Origin of the sequence: Leucobacter sp. USCH14, assembly GCF_037619215.1 — a bacterium.
Classification (GTDB): Bacteria; Actinomycetota; Actinomycetes; order Actinomycetales; family Microbacteriaceae; genus Leucobacter.
This window is the reverse complement of record NZ_JAQPZP010000014.1, coordinates 36,780-54,585: the sequence shown is the minus strand read 5'-3', so window position 1 is coordinate 54,585 and position 17,806 is coordinate 36,780. Positions and strand designations below refer to the sequence as shown.

The window sequence follows — 17,806 nt, the reverse complement described above, 5'->3', positions numbered from 1 at the left end:
GCGCCGGGGCGGAACCGAACGAGAAGGAGAACATGCCCCCAGTCAACATGCAGCCACCGACATTCATGACCCCGAACGGGCCGAACACACCGGGCGAACGCGCCCGTCAGAAAACCGACATCAGAGTCGATCCGCCGGTGCCCGCCCTGCACACCGAACCGCGACTCGCCCGTGCAGTTCCGCACTCCTCGCCACGCCGCCCATGCGGCATGATGGGTGCAGTCCACCACCGAGGAGTCAGCCGATGTCCGCACTCATCGCGGGATACGCCCGCACCCCGTTCGCCCGCTTCACCGGGCAGTTGGCCGCGCAGCCCGCGACCGTGCTGGGAGCCCACGCCGTTCGAGCGGCGCTCGCGCGCGCCGGTGTCGCGCCTTCCGACGTCGACGCGGTCGTGGTCGGCCAGGTGCTGCAGGCGGGCGCCGGTCAGAATCCGGCGAGACAGACCGCGGTGGGAGCCGGAATCCCGCTCGAGGTGCCCGCCGTCACGCTGAACGCGGTGTGCCTCTCGGGTGCCGAGGCCGTCTCCCAGGCGGTCCGTCTCATCAACAGTGGCGAGGCCGAGATCGTGGTCGCGGCGGGCCAGGAGTCGATGTCGCTCGCGCCGCACGTGCTGCCGCTGCGCGCAGGGACGAAGTACGGTGACGCGACGCTCGTCGACACCGTCGACCGCGACGGGCTGTCGGACGCGTTCGACCAGGTCGCGATGGGTGCGCTCACCGAGACGGGCAATGCGCCGCTCGGGCTGACGCGCGAGGAGCAGGACGCCTTCGCCGCGGCCTCCCACCAGCGCGCCGCCGCCTCGGCCGACTTCCTCGCCGGAGAGATCGAACCCTTCACCGTCACCTCCCGCAAGGGTGACGCAGTGGTCGCCAGTGACGACGGCGTGCGCGCCGAGACCACGCCCGAAACGCTCGCGGGCCTGCGCCCGGCCTTCTCGAAGGAGGGCACGATCACCGCGGGCAACGCCTCGCAGATCACCGACGGCGCCGCGGCGCTCGTGATCGTGAGCGAGGCGGCGGCCGAGCGCCTCGGGCTCACGGCGATGGCCTGGGTCGAGTCGACCGCGTTCGTCGCCGGGCCCGACACGCATCTGCACTCGCAGCCCGCGCGAGCGATCGAAGCCGCGCTGGCGAAGACGAGCGGCATCACCGCGGCCGACCTCGCCGTCGTCGAGATCAACGAGGCGTTCGCCGCCGTCGGCGTGCAGTCGAGCCGCGAGCTCGGGCTCGATCCGGCGCTCGTGAATCCGCACGGCGGCGCGATCGCGCTCGGCCATCCCATCGGGGCTTCCGGGGCCCGCATCGTCGGCACGCTCGCTCGTCAGCTCGTGGAGCAGGGGAGCGGATCGCTCGGCGCCGTCGGCATCTGCGGCGGCGGCGGGCAGGGCAGCGCGGTCGTGCTCCGCGCTGTCTAGCGAGCGCCCCATCGCTGCCGATACACTCGCCGCTATGGGAGTGCAGCACGCAGCCATCGGCATCGACGTCGGCGGTACGGGGATCAAGGGCGCCGCGATCGATGTGACGACCGGCGACAAGCTCACCTCTCGGCATAAGGTCGCGACCCCCGCTGGCGGCGCTCCGGCCGATATCGCCCGTGCCGTCGGCCTGATGGCCGCGGAGATCCGCGCCGAGCTCGCAGCGAACGGGTTCGCGCACCCTGAAACGCTCCCCGTCGGCGTCACGCTTCCCGGCGTGGTGCGCGACGGCGTCATGCGCACGGCAGCGAACATCGACCTCAGCTGGATCGGCACCGACGCGCACGCGCTGCTCTCGGCCGCCGTCGAAGCGCCCTGCACCGTGGTCAACGACGCCGATGCGGCCGGCATCGCGGAGGTCGCCTTCGGCGAGGTCAGCGGGCTCCCCGGCGTGACCCTCGTGCTCACCTTCGGCACCGGCATCGGATCCGCGCTCGTCGCCGACGGCGTGCTCGTGCCGAACTTCGAGCTCGGCCATCTGGAGCTCGACGGGTTCACGTCGATCGAGCGGCACACCGCCGCGAAGGTGATCGAGCGCGAGGGGATCACTCTGGAGGAGTGGGCGTCTCGCGTCTCCCGCTACATCGGCCACCTGGAGAAGATTCTGAACCCCGACCGCTTCGTGCTCGGCGGCAGCATCAGCAAGGCCTCCGACAGCTACCTGCCGTTCCCGGGTGTCACGGTGCCCGTCGTGCCCGCGCGGCTGCGCAACAACGCGGGCATCATCGGGGCGGCACGACTCGCGGCCGAGGCGATCGATCCCGGATCGAGCAACTCCGCACCGTAACCATCCCGGTCGAGGCCGGTACGGGGCGCGCCTGGGACGACGTCGGACCGGTCACCCGTGCGCAGCGCACCTGGAAGAATGGACGGGGCGCGAGCGGAGGGAGGGCGAGCATGGCGGAAGCGATCGGTGACGGCGATCTCGCCGAACCCGGTCGTCGCACGCCGCCCACCGCCGTGATCAAGGCGGTGCGCAGCCTCGTCGAAATGCCGGCCGGCCCGGGGCCGAGGCTCTGGATCGCGGTGCGCGCGGCGCTCTCGATCGGCGTGCCATTCGGCGTCTTGACGGCGCTGGGGTACGAGGGAATCGGGCTGCAGACCGCCGCCGGGGCCTTCGTCGCGCTCTTCGCCGCGAGTTCCGCCGCCGCTGAGCGGGCCAAGGTGCTCCCATTCGTAGCGCTCGCGCTCATCGCTTCGGCGGCACTCGGCGCTGCGCTGTCGCCGTGGCCGGTGCTGCTGGGCATCGGTCTCGTCATCGTTGCGGGAGCGACCTCGGCGCTGTCGTTCGCCTTCCGGCTCGGGCCGCCCGGCCCCGTGTTCTTCGTGCTGAGCTACGGGCTCGCCGGCAACATCACCGCTGTCGTCGACGGGCAGCGGGTGAATTCGCCGCTGGTGCTCATCGCGGCGCTCGCAGGCGGAGCGCTGTTCTCCTATCTGCTCGCGCTCGCGCCGTTGCTGCGCGGAGTCGAGCGTGGGAAGCCGGTGCGGCCGCTGAGCGAGCTGCTTCCAGGCCCGTGGCTGGGGCCGGGCGAGCGGCGGCTGATCCTGCGCATTCTCATCGTCTCCGTCGTGGGCACCGCCATCACCATGCTCTGGATCGACCCGCACCGCGCGTACTGGACGGTCTCCGCGGGCGTGGCCGTGATCGGCCTGAGCGCCGTGCGCCGGCACTCGCTCGCGCGCGGGTTGCATCGCACCGTCGGCACTCTCGTGGGCGCCGGCCTGTACCTCGCCATCGCACCGCTCGGCGCGTTCCCCTTCGCGCTGGTGCTGCTGCTCACGAGCCTGCAGTTCATCATCGAGCTGGTCGTGGTGCGCAACTACGCCCTCGCGCTCGTGTTCATCACGCCGCTCGTGCTGCTGATCACGGGGGCGGCCGCCGGCGGGGGCGACCTCATGGGCGCCGCTGCCGAGCGCGTGCTCGACACCCTCATCGGGTCGGTGATCGCGGTGATCACGGCGCTGCTGCACCGTCGGGTGATGCAGGATCGCCCGGAGTGAACCGGCGTTCGCGAGATCCGGCGGCTCCTCTCGAGGGCGGCTACACGAAGCGGTAGGTCGCGTACCGCACCGAGTCGGCGGTGCGTTCGGCGACGGCGAGATACAGCGAGCGCTCGAGATGGGCGAGTGCCGGCGCGGAGGTCTCGATGGTGACGACCGTGCGGAAGTAGTACTCGGAGGGGTCGACCGACTCGCCCTTGAGCAGCGACTCGAGCACGTGCGGTTCGCCGCTGCGCACCCCCGACGCCTGCAGGTAGAGCAGCTCCCCGTCAGCGGTGCGCGCCGAGTAGCGGCCGTCGATCTCGATCGATCCGTCGGTGCGCACGATCTGCCAATCCGCGCCGCCGGCAAGAATCTCGGCGTTCACCTCGCCTGTGATCGCGCCTCCGAGAATCGGGATGATCCTGCGGTGGCCGGCACGGGTGCGGCCGTGATCCTCGATCGCGCCGAGCGCGACGGAGACGTCGAACACGTGCTCGAGGCCCGGGGTGGGAAGCGCCGAGTGCGATGAGGCTGCGTGACTGGTCATGATTGCTCCGAGGTTCGATCGTGCGTGGGATGGGGGTGTACGGGGTGCTCCGGCTGTCGCTCGGAGAGGAGAGCGACGAGCAGCCGTTCGAGCGCGGGCAGGGCGCTCTCGATCGAGTGGAGATCTCTCGGCGGCAGCGTCGTCAGCGCATCGCCGAGGATGCGCGTGCTCGCCAGGTCGTACTCGCTGAACAGCGCCCGGGCGCGCTCCGAGGTGGAGATGAGCACGCGTCGTCCGTCAGCGGCGTCGGGCCGCCGTTCGATGAGGCCCGCGCGCTGCATGGACGCGAGCAGGTTGCTGACGGTGGACCGCTCGAGGTGCAACGCCTCCGCGAGGTCGCTGGGCGCGAGCGCGGCGCCGTCGGGCAGCGCGCGGATGACCTGGATCTGCGAATCCGGGATCTCGGGCAGGTCGCCTGCAGCCCGCGCGGCGGTGAGGAGGGCTCGTCGCAGGGGTGAGATGACGCCGGCGAGGCGCGCGGGGTCGACGGGGTCAGCCATTGCTCAGCGATCGACCGTCAGCGACGCGCGTTCGTTCAGCGACCCGGGGTGGAATCCCGCGGCCTTCTTGTACGCCGTCGCGACCTCCTCCAGTTCGTCCGGTCCGATCACGTCGTGGATGTGGGCGAAGCCCTCGGGCGCGCGTTCCGCGGCGAGCACCATCACCTTCTCGGGGCCCGCCTGGCGCGTCTGCTCGAGCAGTGCCGCAGTGGCGGGGCGCCGATCGGCCTCGTAGGCGCGCAATCCCTCCTCGGGCGAGGCCGCTGTCGCGAGGTGGAACGCGAGGGTGCGCGCGTCGAGGGTCGCCTGCGAGCCGCCGTTCGAGCCGTTGGGGTACATGGCGTGCGCCGCGTCGCCCAGGAGCGTCGTCCGCCCGAACGTCCACTGCGGAAGGGCGTCGCGATCCACCATCGGGTACTCGAGGATCTCGTCGGCGCTCGCGATGAGCCCGGGGATGTCGATCCAGTCGAACGACCATTCCCGGAAGAGGTCGACGATCGGCTTCGGGTCGATGGGGTGGTTCCAGTCCACCTGACCGGATCCTGCCCCGCGCTTCTCGGCGATGAAGTTGATGGGCATGCGACCATCCGGCCCGACGGGCCCGAGCGGGTAGGCGACGAACTTCTGCTCGCCGTCGCCGACCATCACCATCGTGCGGCCGTCGAGGAACGGCTCTGCGGTGGCGACGCCGCGCCACAGGGTGAGACCGCTCCACGGGGGTGCGCCCTCCTCCGGGTAGCGCTCCGCGCGCACGGCGGAGTGGATGCCGTCGGCGGCGATCACGACATCGGCTTCGACGGCGACGCGGCCACCCGCAGCGTCGAAGTGCGCGGTGCTGCCGTCCGCACGGTCGTCCACCGACACGACCCGATGCCCGGTGCGGATCACGTCGCCGACGCGCTGCTCGACGAGATCGCGGAGGGCGAGCTGCAGGCGGCCCCGGTGCACGGAGAGCTGCGGCCAGGAGTAGCCCGCTGCGAGCCCCCGCGGCTCCTCCCAGATCGGCTGGCCGTGGCGGTTGAAGTAGGCGAGCGTCGTGGGCTCGACGCCGAGGGCTGAGATGTCGTCGACGATGCCGAGTTCGGTGAGTTCGCGGACCGCGTGGGGGAGCAGGTTGATGCCGACGCCGAGACCGCGGATCTCGGCCGAGCGCTCGTACACCTCGATGTCGGTGAGGCCCGCGTCGTGCAGGCTGAGCGCGGTGAGCAGGCCGCCGATGCCGGCGCCGATGATGACGATCTTCATTGATCACTCCCGTTCGCGGGGACGCTCCCCGGTAGTTTTGTGGCAAAACTAACATGGCGGACGGGAGGGCGCAAGCGCATCGGCTCGTGCCCTCCCGCACTGCCCGGGGAGGTGGCGGATCAGACCAGGCGGGTCTTCGGCGACACCCGGTAGGTGTCCTCGGCGTCGCGATTCGGGATGTCGCCGAGGGCGCTGTCGATCGCCGCGAGCGTATCGGAATCGAGCACGACGCCCGAGGCCTTCACGGTATCGGCGAGCTGCTCCGGGCGCGAGGCGCCGACCAGGGCGGCGGCGACGTTTGGGTTCTGCAGCACCCACGCGATGGCGAGCTGCGGCATCGTGAGGCCCGCCTCCTCCGCGATCGGCTTCAGGCTCTGCACTGCCTCGAGGATGCGGTCGTCGAGGAACTTCTGCATGAACTCCGCGCCGCTCTTGCCATCCGTTGCGCGCGAGCCCGAGGGTACGGGCTGACCGGGCAGGTACTTACCCGAGAGCACGCCCTGCGCCATCGGCGACCAGACGATCTGGGAGATGCCGAGCTCCTCCGACGCCGGCACGACCTTGCCCTCGATCACGCGGTGCAGCATCGAGTACTGCGGCTGGTTCGAGATCAGCTGCACGCCGAACTCGCGAGCGAGCCGGTGCCCCTCGCGCAGCTGCTCGGCGGTCCACTCCGAGACGCCGATGTACAGCGCCTTGCCCTGACGCACGACGTCGGCGAACGCCTGGAACGTCTCCTCGAGCGGCGTCTCATAATCGAAGCGGTGCGCCTGGTAGAGATCGACGTAGTCGGTGCCGAGCCGGCGGAGCGAGCCGTTGATCGACTCGAGGATGTGCTTGCGGCTGAGGCCCGTATCGTTCGGACCCTTGGGGCCGGTCGGGAAGTAGACCTTCGTGAAGATCTCGAGTCCCTCGCGGCGCTGGCCGTCCAGTGCGCGGCCCAGTACGGCCTCCGCGGCCGTGTTCGCATACGTGTCCGCGGTGTCGAACGTCGTGATGCCCGCGTCGAGTGCCGCGTGCACGGTCTTGATCGCCGCGTCATCGGCGACCTGGGAGGCGTGCGTCACCCAGTTGCCGAACGTGATTTCTGAGACCTTGAAGCCGCTGTTTCCGAGATACCGATAGTTGACCATTGCCCCAGCCTAGGCCCGCTCCTCGGGCGTGGGCAGTGAGTCGGGTGAATCGGAGAGGAGCGGACGAAGCGCCGGTGAGGGCCTCAGTTGAGCGCGCCGTCGTTCGTCGTCGACGCGCGTTCGAGCAGGCGGTCGGGAAGCAGGTGCGTGAGCGGCGCCAGCAAGCGGTACCGCCAGTCGGAGACGACGACGCTTCGCCCCCGCCGCACCGCGGAGATCCCCTCGTGCGCAACTCGAGCGGTGCTCGCCCACGCGATCCGGGGCAGGCGGGGCAGGTGATCCTCGCCCATGCGCGCGTGGAATTCGGTGTCGAGCAGCCCCGGGCAGAGCGCTGTGACGCGCACGCCTCGGCGCCGGTAGCGCGCGTTGAGGGAGCGGGAGAGCGATACGGTCGCGGCCTTCGCGGCCCCGTACGTTCCCGTCGGAGTGAACGCGGCGACGCTGGCGACGTTCAGAATCCAGCCGTGCCCGCGATCGAGCATGCCCGGAACGGCGGCGTGCGAGAGATGCAGCGGCACCCACGAGAGCAGCTCGTGCAGGCGCCGCTCGTCGTCGAGCTCACTCGCCTCGAAGCCGTCGGCGACTCCGAAGCCCGCGTTGTTCACGAGGATGTCGACGGGGCGCCCGGGGTCGGCGACGCGCGCGGCGACGCGCTCGAGGTCGGGGGCCCGAGTGAGGTCCGCAGGCAGCGCTTCGGCCTCGACGCCGTGCTGATTCCGCAGCTCGGCCGACAGGCTCACGAGTCGCTCGCGATCGCGCGCGACGAGTACGAGACCCACCCCCTTCGAGGCGATCTGCCGCGCGAGCTCCGCTCCGAGTCCTGTGGAGGCGCCGGTGATGAGTGCTGTCAAAGGCATGGGGCACAGTCTGGCACCTCTCTGCAGCCGCGAACAGGGGGTGCGGCGACCCGCCGGCGTCGAGTATGATGTTCGCATGACGAAGAAGAATTCGCTGTGCGAAGATCCGTGCGCATGATCGACAAGGTTCTCCCAGACCCCGCCGCCGCCGTTGCAGGGGTGCGGCACGGCGCGACGGTGATGATCGGCGGATTCGGGCGAGCCGGCCAACCGGTTGAACTGATCGAAGCGCTGATCGAGCAGGGAGCGCGCGACCTCACCATCGTGAACAACAATGCGGGGAATGGCGACGTCGGCCTCGCCGCGCTGCTCGCGAAGCGGCGGGTGCGCAAGATCATCTGCTCCTTCCCCAGGCAGTCGGACTCGTGGGTGTTCGACGCGCTCTACCGCGAAGGCGCCATCGAGCTCGAGCTGGTGCCGCAGGGCAACCTTGCGGAGCGCATTCGTGCGGCCGGTGCTGGGATCGGGGCGTTCTACACTCCGACCGGCGTCGGCACCGAACTCGCCGAGGGCAAGGAGACTCGAGAGATCGGCCGCCGCACGTACGCGCTCGAGTATCCGATCCACGCCGACGTCGCCCTGATCAGCGCGCGCAGTGCCGACCGGTGGGGCAATCTCGTGTACCGCGAGACCGCGCGCAACTTCGGCCCCATCATGGCGTCGGCGGCCGAGACGACGATCGCTCAGGTCGACACCGTGGTGCCGCTCGGCGACCTCGACCCCGAGGCTGTCGTGACCCCCGGCATCTATGTGGATCGGGTGGTCGCAGTGGGCGAGCGCCGCTGGATGCAGGACGGCGTCTTCGTCGGCGGCGTCGATCTCGCGGGCGACCCCGTGCAGCTCGAGGGGGCGGCCCGATGAGCGCGCGCGTCACTCGGCAGGAGCTCGCGGCGCGCATCGCCGCCGATATCCCCGAGGGGTCCATCGTGAACCTCGGCATCGGCGCCCCCACCCTCGTCGCCGACTATCTGCCCGAGGGCGCGGAGATCATTCTGCACACCGAGAACGGAATGCTCGGCATGGGACGCGCCCCGGCCCTGGGCCGCGTCGATCCGGATCTCATCAATGCCGGCAAGCAAGCGGTCACCGCCGTCGCCGGCGCCTCGTACTTCCATCACGCAGACTCCTTCGCGATGATGCGCGGCGGTCACCTCGACGTGTGCGTGCTCGGCGCGTTCCAGGTCGCGGCGAACGGCGACCTCGCCAACTGGTCGACCGGAGCGCCCGGCGCCATCCCGGCTGTCGGCGGTGCGATGGACCTCGCGATCGGCGCGAAGCACGTGTACGTGATGACCGATCTGCTGACGAAGCAGGGGGAGTCGAAGCTCGTCGAGGCCTGCTCGTATTCGCTGACGGGCGCCGGGTGCGTATCGCGCGTGTACACCGATCACGCGGTCTTCGACGTGACTGAGGACGGTTTCGCGGTGCGCGAGCTGTTCGGCGAGCACTCGGTCGAGGGTCTCGAGGAGTCGACCGGCCTGCGCCTGATCGATGCGACCGCGGAAGGGCGATCATGACCGGAGCCTACATCTACGACGCGGTGCGAACGCCATTCGGCCGCGCAGGGGGAGCACTCGCGAGCGTGCGCCCCGACGATCTCGCCGCGGTCGTCATGCGCACGAGCGCGGAACGGGCGCGGATCGACCCCGCGCGCATCGACGACGTCATCTTCGGCGACGCGAACCAGGCGGGCGAGGACAACCGCAACGTCGCGCGCTTCGGTGCGCTGCTCGCGGGGTTCCCCACCACAGTCACGGGTACGACCGTCAACCGGCTCTGCGCCTCGTCGGTCGAAGCGGTGGTGCAGGCCGCACGTGCGGTCGAGTCGGGCGAAGCCGACATCGTGCTCGCCGGCGGAGTCGAGTCGATGAGCCGCGCGCCCTTCGTCGTCGAGAAGTCGCCCAGGCCGTGGCCGGCCACTGGCAACCCGACCATGTGGAACACCTCGATCGGCTGGCGCATGATCAACCCGGCGCTCCCATCGCACTGGAGCATCTCGAACGGCGAATCCGCCGAGCAGATCGCGCGCGAGTGGGGCATTACGCGCGAAGACCAGGACGCCTTCGCGGCGCGTTCGCACGAGCGGGCCGCATCGGCCTGGGCCGCCGGGGTGTTCGCCGACGAGATCGTGCAGGTGCCGGGCGCCGAGCTCGCGCGCGACGAGGGGATCCGCGACGGTTCGACCCCCGAGAAGCTCGCGGCGCTCCGCCCGCTCTTCGCGGTGGACGGGACCGTGACCGCGGGCAACTCCTCGTCGATCAACGATGGGGCTTCGGCGGTACTCGTCGCGGGCGAAGGCGCGGTCGCCTCCGAACCTCTCGCTCGTATCGCGGGCCGTGCCACGCACGGCGTCGACCCCGATCGCTTTCCCATCGCCCCGATCGAGGCGGCGAATCGGGCGCTCGTGCGATCCGGACGGAGCTGGGCGGATGTCGATTTCGTCGAGCTGAACGAGGCCTTCGCGTCGCAATCGCTCGCCTGCCTCGCGGGGTGGCCCGAACTCGACCCCGAGCGGCTCAACGTGCACGGCGGCGCCCTGGCGATCGGGCACCCGCTCGGCGCCTCGGGCGGGCGGATCATCGGGCACGCCGCGCATGAGCTGCGGCGTCGCGGAGGGGGCGTCGCCGTGGTCGCGATCTGCATCGGAGTGGGGCAGGGCCTCGCCGTCGTGCTCGAACGGTGAGGAGTGCTGGAGCGGAGGCGCCGCGCCGCGCCCCCTGCCGGTAGTGTGGGCGCGTGAACGCGCACTCAGAACCCTTGGGCGAGGCTGCGAGCGGCGACTTCGTGCAGTCCCTCGCGCGCGGTCTCGCCGTGATTCGAGCCTTCGATGCCGAATACCCCGAGCTCAGTCTCAGCGAGGTCTCACGGCGCGCAGGGATACCGGCAGCCGCGGCACGACGCTTTCTGCGCACGCTCGAGACCCTCGGATATGTGCGCTCCGATGGACGCACCTTCGCGCTGACGCCCCGAGTGCTCGAGCTCGGCTTCAGCTATCTCTCCGCGCTCTCGCTTCCCGAGGTGATGCAACCCCATCTCGAGCGTCTGTCGCGCGAGACCGGCGAGTCGGTGTCGGCTGCGGTGCTCGCCGGAGATGAGATCGTCTACGTGGCCCGTGTTCCGACGCGACGCATCATGACCATCGGCATCACCATCGGCACGCGCTTCCCCGCGCACGCCACGAGCATGGGCCGAGTGCTGCTCGCCGCGCTGCCGGAGGTGCAGCGCGACGAGGTGCTGGCACGGGCGCCGATGGAGGCGCTCACCGAGCGCACGGTGATCGACGCCGACTGCCTCCGCGCCGAACTCGGGCGCGTGCGCGAAGACGGGTGGGCGATCGTCGACGGAGAGCTGGAGATCGGGCTGCGCTCGGCCGCTGCTCCGGTGCGCCGACGGGATGGCTCCGTCGCGGCAGCGGTCAATGTTTCGACGAGCGCGAGTCGGGAGTCACTCGCTCGGCTGCGCGATGAGCACGTGCCGCGCCTGCTCGAGACGACCGCCGCGATCACGGAGGATCTGCGGCACGTCTGAGGGCTCCTCCTGCGCAAGCCGACCGAGCGTGCGACGACCTTCGCGTTCAGCGGCCGCGGCGCATCGCCTGGAATGCGCCGCACGACCAGAGCGCCCACAGCACGAGGAGCGGCTGGAAGACCAGGCGGATCCCGCGCGCCGCGTCGCTCTCAAGACCGAACGCGTCGGTGCGGGTGACGAACTGCGAGATGTTGCCTGGGAACACCGCGACGAAGAAGGCGGCGACCACCCATCCGATCGGCACGCGGAACCGGCCCAGCACGGCGACCGCGCCGCCGAGGGTGATCTCGACGACGCCCGAGGCCACGACCACGAAGTCCTTGTCGGCCGGCACCCAATCCGGTACCTGAGCCTGGAACTCGCGGCGCGCGAATGTCAGGTGCGCGATCCCGGCGAAGAGCAGTGCCGCGCCCAGGAGGACGCGCGCGACGTGCTGGAGCGGGGTGGCGGGCTGCGGCGCGGACATGATCAGTGGGCGTTGCGAACGCGTACGGAGAGGCAGGTGGGGCAGCCCTCGAGCTTCTCGTACTCCGCGAGCGCGACCTCGGTCACCGTGTACCCGAGATCGCGCAGCATCTCGGCGGTCTTCGGAGCGGAGGCGGAGATGATGAGCTCCGACTCGCTCAGACACACGACCGCGGTGCCGTGCGGCTCCGGTACCGGCAGGAACCGGTCGAAGATGTCGGAGTTGTCGACGAAGTCGGGGTAGCCGATCACCGTGCCGTCGGGGAGTGCGGTGACCGCGGTCTTGAGGTGCAGCACCTTCGTGACCGGGACGCCGACGACCTTCGCCCCCAACGGGGCCAGGATGCGGCGCAGCTGCGCGACGCCCTCGGCGTTCGTGCGTCCGCCGCGGCCCACGTAGACCGTATCGCCGATCTTGAGCACGTCGCCGCCGTCGAGTGTGCCGGGCTCGCGAATCTCGGCGATGGGGAGGCCGAGCTCCTCGAGCGCCTTACGGGTGCCCGCGGTCTCGGGCTTGCGGCTGTCGGCGCCGGGGCGCGAGATCACGGCGACGTTGCGGAACATCACCACCGTGTCCTCGACGAACACGGAATCCGGGCAGTCGTCGGCCGCCTCGACCTCGATCGTCTCCCATCCGTGCGCGCGCAGCGCCGCGACATAGCCGTGCCACTCCTCGAGCGCGCGCTCGAGATCGACCGTCACCTTCTCGATGTGGTCGACGATTCCGTCGTCGAGTCTGGGGCTGGGCTGGCGCACGAGGGCGATCTTGGACATGAATGGCATTCCTTCGGGGTCGGATACGGGTCGGTACCAGGCTATCGGGCCGGTCGAGACCGCGGGGCGCCGGAAAACCGCTGCGCATGAGGGCATGTCGCGCTTACACTGACCCCATGGCAGCCGACGCCGCACCCAGGGAGCAGACCGCGTACGCCGCCGCTCGCGTCACCGCGTTCGTCGACGGCGTCGTCGCGATCGCGCTCACGCTCCTGATTCTGCCGCTCATGGAGAGCGTCGGCGAGGTCGCGGGAAACGGTGATGACGCCCTGACCTGGCTCAGCGCGCATTCGGGTCAATTGCTGAGCTTCGTGCTGAGCTTCGTGCTGATCGCGCTGTTCTGGATGATCCACCATCGACTCTTCGCCGACGTCGATCGCGTCACGTCTTCGGTCATGTGGCTGCTCGCGGCCTGGATGCTCACGATCGTGTGGCTTCCCGTGGCCACGGCGATCGCCGGGCGCATGGATGACGGCGATCGGGTTGCCAGAACGCTCTACATCGGCAGCCTGATCCTCACCGCCCTGGCGTCCTTGCTCATCCGCTTGTTCATCCGAGCGCACCCCGCTCTGCACAGTGCGACCCGGAAATCGCTGGCCGAAGGCATCGCACTCGACCTGTCGCTCGTGCTGCTGTTCGGCGTCGCGCTGCTGCTCACACTCACGATTCCTCGAATCGGCTACTGGTCGATGCTCGTGATGCTGCTCTCCGCGCCCGTGCAGGGTCTGCTCACGCGGCTCGCGGGGGCGCGGCCCTAGCGCAATCGGTCATGACCCGCTAAACTTGAGTCATATTCACTCAAGTTTGCGGGAAAGTCCGATCAGCGGTCGATTCTCCCGCAGTCGGTATCGATGCAGAGAGGATCCCAGATGCAGGCAAACTGGACGCCCGCGCAGGGCGAAGGCGAGCAGCAGTCGGCGCTCGAGCAGTTCGGCGTCAACCTGACCGAGGTCGCCCGCTCCGGCAAGCTCGACCCCGTGATCGGTCGAGATTCGGAGATTCGTCGCGTGAGCCAGGTGCTCACCCGTCGCACGAAGAACAATCCCGTGCTGATCGGCGAACCCGGCGTCGGCAAGACTGCTGTGGTCGAGGGCCTCGCGCAGCGCATCATCGCGGGCGACGTCGCCGAATCGCTCAAGGACAAGGAGCTCATCTCCCTCGACATCTCCGCGCTCATCGCAGGTGCGAAGTACCGCGGCGAGTTCGAGGAGCGCATGAAGGCGGTGCTGCAGGAGATCAAGGACTCCGACGGCAAGTTCATCACCTTCATCGACGAGCTGCACACGCTGATGGGTGCCGGTGGCGGCGAATCGTCGGTGGCGGCGTCGCAGATGCTCAAGCCGATGCTCGCCCGAGGCGAGCTGCGTCTCATCGGTGCGACCACGCTCGACGAGTACCGCGAGTACATCGAGAAGGACGCGGCGCTCGAGCGCCGCTTCCAGCAGGTCTACGTGGGCGAGCCGTCGGTGACCGATACTGTGGCGATCCTCCGCGGGCTGAAGGAGCGGTACGAGGCGCACCACAAGGTGACCATCGCGGATTCGGCGCTCGTCGCCGCGGCCGCGCTCTCCGACCGGTACATCACCGCGCGCCAGCTGCCCGACAAGGCGATCGACCTGATCGACGAGGCGGCGAGCCGGCTGCGCATGGAGATCGACTCGGCACCCGTCGAGATCGACGAGCTGCGGCGCGCGGTGGATCGCCTGAAGCTCGAAGAGCTCGCCCTCAAGAAGGAGAAGGACGACGCCTCGAAGGAGCGCCTCGCGAAACTGCGCGACGACCTCGCGGCGAAGCGCACTGAACTGGACGCGCTCGAGGCGCGATGGGAGCGGGAGCGCGACTCCCTGAACCGCGTGGGCGCCCTGCGCGAGAAGCTCGACCAGCTGCGGATGGAGGCCGAGGTCGCGCAGCGCGAGGGCAAGCTCGAGAAGGCGTCCAAGCTGCTGTACGGAGAGATCCCGGTCATTCAGAAGCAGCTGACGGAGGCGGAGGACGCCGAGGCGCAGGGAGCCGTGGGCGACGAGGACCGCATGGTCAACGATCAGGTCACAGACGAAGACATCGCGGGCGTCGTCGCGGCGTGGACGGGCATCCCCGTCGGCCGTCTGCTGCAGGGCGAGACCGAGAAGCTGCTCGCTCTCGAGCACGAACTCGCGAAGCGACTCATCGGCCAGGGCGACGCGGTGCGCGCGGTCGCCGACGCGGTGCGCCGCACGCGCGCCGGGATCGCCGACCCGAATCGCCCGACCGGCTCATTCCTCTTCCTCGGGCCGACGGGCGTCGGGAAGACCGAGCTCGCGAAGGCGCTCGCCGAGTTCCTCTTCGACGACGAGCACGCCATGGTGCGCATCGACATGTCGGAGTACGGGGAGAAGCACTCCGTCTCACGGCTCGTCGGCGCTCCTCCCGGATACGTCGGGTACGAGCAGGGCGGCCAGCTCACCGAGACCGTGCGTCGCCGGCCTTACTCGGTCGTGCTGCTCGACGAGGTCGAGAAGGCGCATCCCGAGGTCTTCGACGTGCTGCTGCAGGTGCTCGACGACGGGCGCCTGACCGACGGGCAGGGCCGCACGGTCGACTTCCGCAACGTCATCCTGATCCTCACCTCGAATCTCGGCAGCCAGTACCTGATCGACCCCGACATGGCGTGGGGCGAGAAGGAGAGCGCCGTGCGGGAGACCGTGCGGCGCGCGTTCAAGCCGGAGTTCATCAACCGCCTCGACGAGATGGTGATCTTCCACCCGCTCAGCGAGGCCGACCTGGCGCAGATCGTGGAGCTCTCCATCGACCGGCTGCAGGTGCGCCTGGCGGATCGGCGCCTCACGCTCGCGGTCACCCCGGATGCGCGCAGCTGGCTCGCATCGCGCGGCTACGACCCGATCTACGGGGCGCGCCCGCTGCGACGGCTCATGCAGAAGGAGATCGACGATCGGCTCGCCCGCGCGATCCTGTCGGGCGAGGTGCGCGACGGTTCGGCCGTGCGCGTCGATGTGGCGAGCGATGGCGACGCGCTGGAGCTCTCGGTGATGCCGGGGGCGTAAGGTACGTTGATCTGCGGGGCGTCTCAATAACCGAGGCGCCCCCGCAGATCGTTGAGGGCCTGGGAAGAGCGGAGCGCAGTGTCCGGGCCGACGGCGGAGACGCCCTGTACGAGCACGTCGCCCGTGAGAATACCGGCGATGCCCTCCGCGGTGAGGCCCGTCGGAGTGTGCGGCGCGGTGAGCGCTGCGGTGACGCGTGCTCCGAGCTGCTCGTGCAGCTCGTCCGTGATGAGAAGCACGTTGGCTCCCACGAGTTGAGCCTGGTCGAGCAGAGCCTCGATGTCGCGCGTGACGCGTCCCGGTGCGAAGATCACCAGCAGATCGCGCGAGCCGAGGCTCATCGCCTCGTCGGCGAGCCTGAAACCGTCGGTCGCGAGTCTCCGCGTGCCGACCCCGATACGGCGCAGGCGCAGAGCGAGGTGGTCAGCTGCGATGCCCGACGCGCCAAGCCCGTAGCAGAACACGGCGTCAGCGTGCACGATGAGGTTGACCGCGGTCGAGTACTGGGCGTCGCTGTTCGCACGGCTTGCGAGTGCCACCAGATCCTGCGCCTCGCTCCAGATTTCGCGCTGGATCTGGCCGAGGTCCTGCCCGAGGTGCTCGAGGCGGCTGCGGAGTCTGATCTCGGGCGCGACGCTGGAGCTGAAGGGTGCCGCGACCTCCTGCTTGAGCTCCGAGAGGCCGGCATAGCCGAGCGTCTGCAGTGTCCGCACAACCGACGCGTTCGAGGTCTTGCTCTGAGCACCGAGTTCGGCGGCGCTTGCATAAAGCAGCCGCTCCGCCGACATCGCGGTGAGTACGCGACTCACCGCGCGCTCCGATTTGGCGAGGCCATCCCAGCGCTCCGCGATGCGTTCCCTGAGGCGCATCAGTGCCCGGTTCTCCGTATCACTTGTTACAAACGGTTCCATTGATGTATTGTTCTGTCCTAAAGATGGTAATTCCGTAATGGATGTTCCACTCATCATTCTCCCGGGAGCGGGAGAGCGCAAGCGGGATCGCCGGAGAACGGTGGTCGGATAAGGGGTCAGGATGGGCGCAGCAACCGGCATTCGAGTGCTGGAGGTGAGCGGAACGCCGCGTGAACGCGGCCGCCAGTACGGAGCCGGAGCGAGCGACCTCATCGCAGCAGCCGTCGGATACTACTCGGAAGCGCTCACGCAGCAGACCGGGATGACCTGGGCCGAGATCACCGCATCCGCGGCCCAGTGGCTGCCGGTATCGGAGCGGTTGGCACCCCACTTGGTCGAGGAGATGCGAGGCATCGCGGAAGGGGCGGGCGTCTCCTTCCTCGAGATCGTGACGCTCAATGTGCGCGGAGAGTTCGTCTACGACCATCAGGCGCGCAGCGCGGTGTCCGCAACGGCCGACGACGAACGTGACGCTGTCGACGGCTGCACGTCGTTCTTCCTCACCGGGCAGGCGAGTGGAACCGGGCACACACTCGTCGGCCAGAACTGGGACTGGCGCACGCTGACCGCTGGCACCACCCTCGTGCTCCGCATCGTGCAGGATCCCTTGCCCACCGTCATCATGCAGCTCGAAGCAGGCCAAGTCGGTCGGCACGGCGCGAACTCCGCAGGGATCGCGCTGAACGCCAACGGCCTCGGCGGTAGTTTCGGCAGCGAGATCGGCCTCCCGCAGACGATCATCCGCCGCCTCGCGCTTGACCGGCACGACCTCGCAGCCGCATTGAAGATACTGGTGAAGACGCGCCCCCACATCGCGAGTAACGCCCTGCTCGCCCACCAGAGCGGATACGGGATCGACCTCGAGACCACGCCGCACGGCGTCGACTGGATCTTCCCCGACGCGCAGGGCGTGATCGCGCATACCAACCATTTCCAGGCCTCGGTGCCGCCCCAGCTCGCCGGGCACTACCGACCCGTTTCTGCTGATTCACTGCTGCGCCTGCCGCGGGTGGAAGCTGGCCTCGACCGCGTGGCCACGGCGCGAGACGCCGACGAGAGCCTGGCACTCGTGCGTGCGGCGATGTCGGATCACCTCGGATACCCCGAGGGTGTCTGCACGCACCCCGACCCGAGCTCCCCCCGCCTGAAGCAGTGGTCGACGCTGCTGTCGAGTTGCGTCGACCTCACCACCGGTGAGTACCGTGTGGCGCCCGGCTTCCCGTGCGAGACCGAGTACGAACTGCTTCCCTGGAACCTGTACGACGGGCCCGGTGGCTCGGAGCACGACGAGACGCCCGAATTCCGCATGCACCACATCGCTGTAGACCAGCACTGACGCTGA

At 69.5% G+C, this 17,806-nt stretch carries 18 protein-coding genes; 10 read left to right on the top strand and 8 right to left on the bottom strand.

Translation table 11 applies throughout. From position 1 onward, the window contains the following. Window positions 1-244 precede the first annotated feature (244 nt). From PQI23_RS12595 to PQI23_RS12585, 3 genes are all read left to right on the top strand, one after another. Window positions 245-1,417, top strand: coding sequence for an acetyl-CoA C-acyltransferase (locus PQI23_RS12595; RefSeq protein ID WP_339975056.1), 1,173 nt, complete (start codon window positions 245-247; stop codon window positions 1,415-1,417). A gap of 34 nt (window positions 1,418-1,451) precedes the next feature. Then, window positions 1,452-2,264 carry a polyphosphate--glucose phosphotransferase gene (gene ppgK / locus PQI23_RS12590; protein WP_339975054.1) on the top strand — a complete coding sequence of 271 codons (813 nt, stop codon included), beginning with the start codon at window positions 1,452-1,454 and terminating at the stop codon, window positions 2,262-2,264. 110 nt (window positions 2,265-2,374) lie between these two features. Continuing rightward, a complete protein-coding gene (locus PQI23_RS12585) occupies window positions 2,375-3,481 on the top strand; it encodes an FUSC family protein (protein WP_339975052.1) in 1,107 nt (368 codons plus the stop codon). A gap of 40 nt (window positions 3,482-3,521) precedes the next feature. On the opposite strand, the gene PQI23_RS12580 is transcribed toward PQI23_RS12585, so the two are convergent. From PQI23_RS12580 to PQI23_RS12560, 5 genes are all read right to left on the bottom strand, one after another. Then, window positions 3,522-4,010, bottom strand: coding sequence for a DUF3237 domain-containing protein (locus PQI23_RS12580; protein ID WP_339975050.1), 489 nt, complete (start codon window positions 4,008-4,010; stop codon window positions 3,522-3,524). Beyond that, window positions 4,007-4,510, bottom strand: coding sequence for a MarR family winged helix-turn-helix transcriptional regulator (locus PQI23_RS12575; RefSeq protein ID WP_339975048.1), 504 nt, complete (start codon window positions 4,508-4,510; stop codon window positions 4,007-4,009). Before PQI23_RS12575 ends, PQI23_RS12580 begins: the two co-directional genes overlap by 4 nt. Window positions 4,511-4,513: 3 nt before the next feature. Continuing rightward, entirely contained in the window at window positions 4,514-5,755 is a 1,242-nt protein-coding gene (locus PQI23_RS12570; RefSeq protein ID WP_339975046.1) for a flavin-dependent oxidoreductase, read from the bottom strand. A 119-nt stretch (window positions 5,756-5,874) separates the two neighbouring features. Beyond that, window positions 5,875-6,888, bottom strand: a complete 1,014-nt coding sequence (locus tag PQI23_RS12565) for an aldo/keto reductase family protein (RefSeq protein ID WP_339975044.1) — start codon at window positions 6,886-6,888, stop codon at window positions 5,875-5,877. Between the two features lie 83 nt (window positions 6,889-6,971). Continuing rightward, window positions 6,972-7,745, bottom strand: coding sequence for an SDR family NAD(P)-dependent oxidoreductase (locus tag PQI23_RS12560; protein WP_339975042.1), 774 nt, complete (start codon window positions 7,743-7,745; stop codon window positions 6,972-6,974). A gap of 114 nt (window positions 7,746-7,859) precedes the next feature. Between PQI23_RS12560 and PQI23_RS12555 the strand changes: the two genes are divergently transcribed. From PQI23_RS12555 to PQI23_RS12540, 4 genes are read left to right on the top strand one after another with little or no spacing between them, the layout of a single operon-like run. Then, window positions 7,860-8,606 (top strand): 3-oxoacid CoA-transferase subunit A, encoded by a 747-nt coding sequence (locus PQI23_RS12555; RefSeq protein ID WP_339975040.1) that lies wholly within the window; start codon window positions 7,860-7,862, stop codon window positions 8,604-8,606. After that, complete coding sequence (locus PQI23_RS12550; protein WP_339975038.1) at window positions 8,603-9,262, top strand: 3-oxoacid CoA-transferase subunit B; 660 nt, start codon at window positions 8,603-8,605, stop codon at window positions 9,260-9,262. Before PQI23_RS12555 ends, PQI23_RS12550 begins: the two co-directional genes overlap by 4 nt. After that, the gene (locus PQI23_RS12545; RefSeq protein WP_339975036.1) at window positions 9,259-10,428 is read left to right on the top strand and encodes a thiolase family protein; all 1,170 of its coding nucleotides are present in this window, start codon (window positions 9,259-9,261) and stop codon (window positions 10,426-10,428) included. Before PQI23_RS12550 ends, PQI23_RS12545 begins: the two co-directional genes overlap by 4 nt. A 53-nt stretch (window positions 10,429-10,481) precedes the next feature. After that, the gene (locus PQI23_RS12540) at window positions 10,482-11,273 is read left to right on the top strand and encodes an IclR family transcriptional regulator domain-containing protein (protein WP_339975034.1); all 792 of its coding nucleotides are present in this window, start codon (window positions 10,482-10,484) and stop codon (window positions 11,271-11,273) included. A 46-nt stretch (window positions 11,274-11,319) separates the two neighbouring features. Here the strand turns inward: PQI23_RS12540 and PQI23_RS12535 are convergent, their stop codons facing one another. Then, a complete protein-coding gene (locus PQI23_RS12535; protein ID WP_339975032.1) occupies window positions 11,320-11,739 on the bottom strand; it encodes a DoxX family protein in 420 nt (139 codons plus the stop codon). A 2-nt stretch (window positions 11,740-11,741) separates the two neighbouring features. Beyond that, on the bottom strand, window positions 11,742-12,512 hold the full coding sequence (gene ddaH, locus PQI23_RS12530; RefSeq protein WP_339975030.1) for a dimethylargininase: 771 nt from the start codon (window positions 12,510-12,512) through the stop codon (window positions 11,742-11,744). Between the two features lie 116 nt (window positions 12,513-12,628). Here ddaH and PQI23_RS12525 point away from each other — a divergent pair, with 116 nt between their 5' ends. After that, on the top strand, window positions 12,629-13,270 hold the full coding sequence (locus PQI23_RS12525; protein WP_339975028.1) for a TMEM175 family protein: 642 nt from the start codon (window positions 12,629-12,631) through the stop codon (window positions 13,268-13,270). Between the two features lie 111 nt (window positions 13,271-13,381). After that, window positions 13,382-15,553, top strand: coding sequence for an ATP-dependent Clp protease ATP-binding subunit (locus PQI23_RS12520; RefSeq protein WP_339975026.1), 2,172 nt, complete (start codon window positions 13,382-13,384; stop codon window positions 15,551-15,553). A gap of 23 nt (window positions 15,554-15,576) precedes the next feature. Here the strand turns inward: PQI23_RS12520 and PQI23_RS12515 are convergent, their stop codons facing one another. Next, window positions 15,577-16,464 carry a MurR/RpiR family transcriptional regulator gene (locus PQI23_RS12515; RefSeq protein WP_339975024.1) on the bottom strand — a complete coding sequence of 296 codons (888 nt, stop codon included), beginning with the start codon at window positions 16,462-16,464 and terminating at the stop codon, window positions 15,577-15,579. Between the two features lie 121 nt (window positions 16,465-16,585). Between PQI23_RS12515 and PQI23_RS12510 the strand changes: the two genes are divergently transcribed. After that, the gene (locus PQI23_RS12510; protein ID WP_339975022.1) at window positions 16,586-17,800 is read left to right on the top strand and encodes a C45 family peptidase; all 1,215 of its coding nucleotides are present in this window, start codon (window positions 16,586-16,588) and stop codon (window positions 17,798-17,800) included. Window positions 17,801-17,806 lie beyond the last annotated feature (6 nt).

Bases quoted from the DNA above. Each gene is read 5' to 3' on its own strand.
- PQI23_RS12595 (WP_339975056.1), top strand. From the start codon at position 245: ATGTCCGCACTCATCGCGGGATACGCCCGCACCCCGTTCGCCCGCTTC.
- ppgK (WP_339975054.1), top strand. From the start codon at position 1,452: ATGGGAGTGCAGCACGCAGCCATCGGCATCGACGTCGGCGGTACGGGG.
- PQI23_RS12585 (WP_339975052.1), top strand. From the start codon at position 2,375: ATGGCGGAAGCGATCGGTGACGGCGATCTCGCCGAACCCGGTCGTCGC.
- PQI23_RS12580 (WP_339975050.1), bottom strand. From the start codon at position 4,010: ATGACCAGTCACGCAGCCTCATCGCACTCGGCGCTTCCCACCCCGGGC.
- PQI23_RS12575 (WP_339975048.1), bottom strand. From the start codon at position 4,510: ATGGCTGACCCCGTCGACCCCGCGCGCCTCGCCGGCGTCATCTCACCC.
- PQI23_RS12570 (WP_339975046.1), bottom strand. From the start codon at position 5,755: ATGAAGATCGTCATCATCGGCGCCGGCATCGGCGGCCTGCTCACCGCG.
- PQI23_RS12565 (WP_339975044.1), bottom strand. From the start codon at position 6,888: ATGGTCAACTATCGGTATCTCGGAAACAGCGGCTTCAAGGTCTCAGAA.
- PQI23_RS12560 (WP_339975042.1), bottom strand. From the start codon at position 7,745: ATGCCTTTGACAGCACTCATCACCGGCGCCTCCACAGGACTCGGAGCG.
- PQI23_RS12555 (WP_339975040.1), top strand. From the start codon at position 7,860: ATGATCGACAAGGTTCTCCCAGACCCCGCCGCCGCCGTTGCAGGGGTG.
- PQI23_RS12550 (WP_339975038.1), top strand. From the start codon at position 8,603: ATGAGCGCGCGCGTCACTCGGCAGGAGCTCGCGGCGCGCATCGCCGCC.
- PQI23_RS12545 (WP_339975036.1), top strand. From the start codon at position 9,259: ATGACCGGAGCCTACATCTACGACGCGGTGCGAACGCCATTCGGCCGC.
- PQI23_RS12535 (WP_339975032.1), bottom strand. From the start codon at position 11,739: ATGTCCGCGCCGCAGCCCGCCACCCCGCTCCAGCACGTCGCGCGCGTC.
- ddaH (WP_339975030.1), bottom strand. From the start codon at position 12,512: ATGTCCAAGATCGCCCTCGTGCGCCAGCCCAGCCCCAGACTCGACGAC.
- PQI23_RS12525 (WP_339975028.1), top strand. From the start codon at position 12,629: ATGGCAGCCGACGCCGCACCCAGGGAGCAGACCGCGTACGCCGCCGCT.
- PQI23_RS12520 (WP_339975026.1), top strand. From the start codon at position 13,382: ATGCAGGCAAACTGGACGCCCGCGCAGGGCGAAGGCGAGCAGCAGTCG.
- PQI23_RS12515 (WP_339975024.1), bottom strand. From the start codon at position 16,464: ATGGAACCGTTTGTAACAAGTGATACGGAGAACCGGGCACTGATGCGC.
- PQI23_RS12510 (WP_339975022.1), top strand. From the start codon at position 16,586: ATGGGCGCAGCAACCGGCATTCGAGTGCTGGAGGTGAGCGGAACGCCG.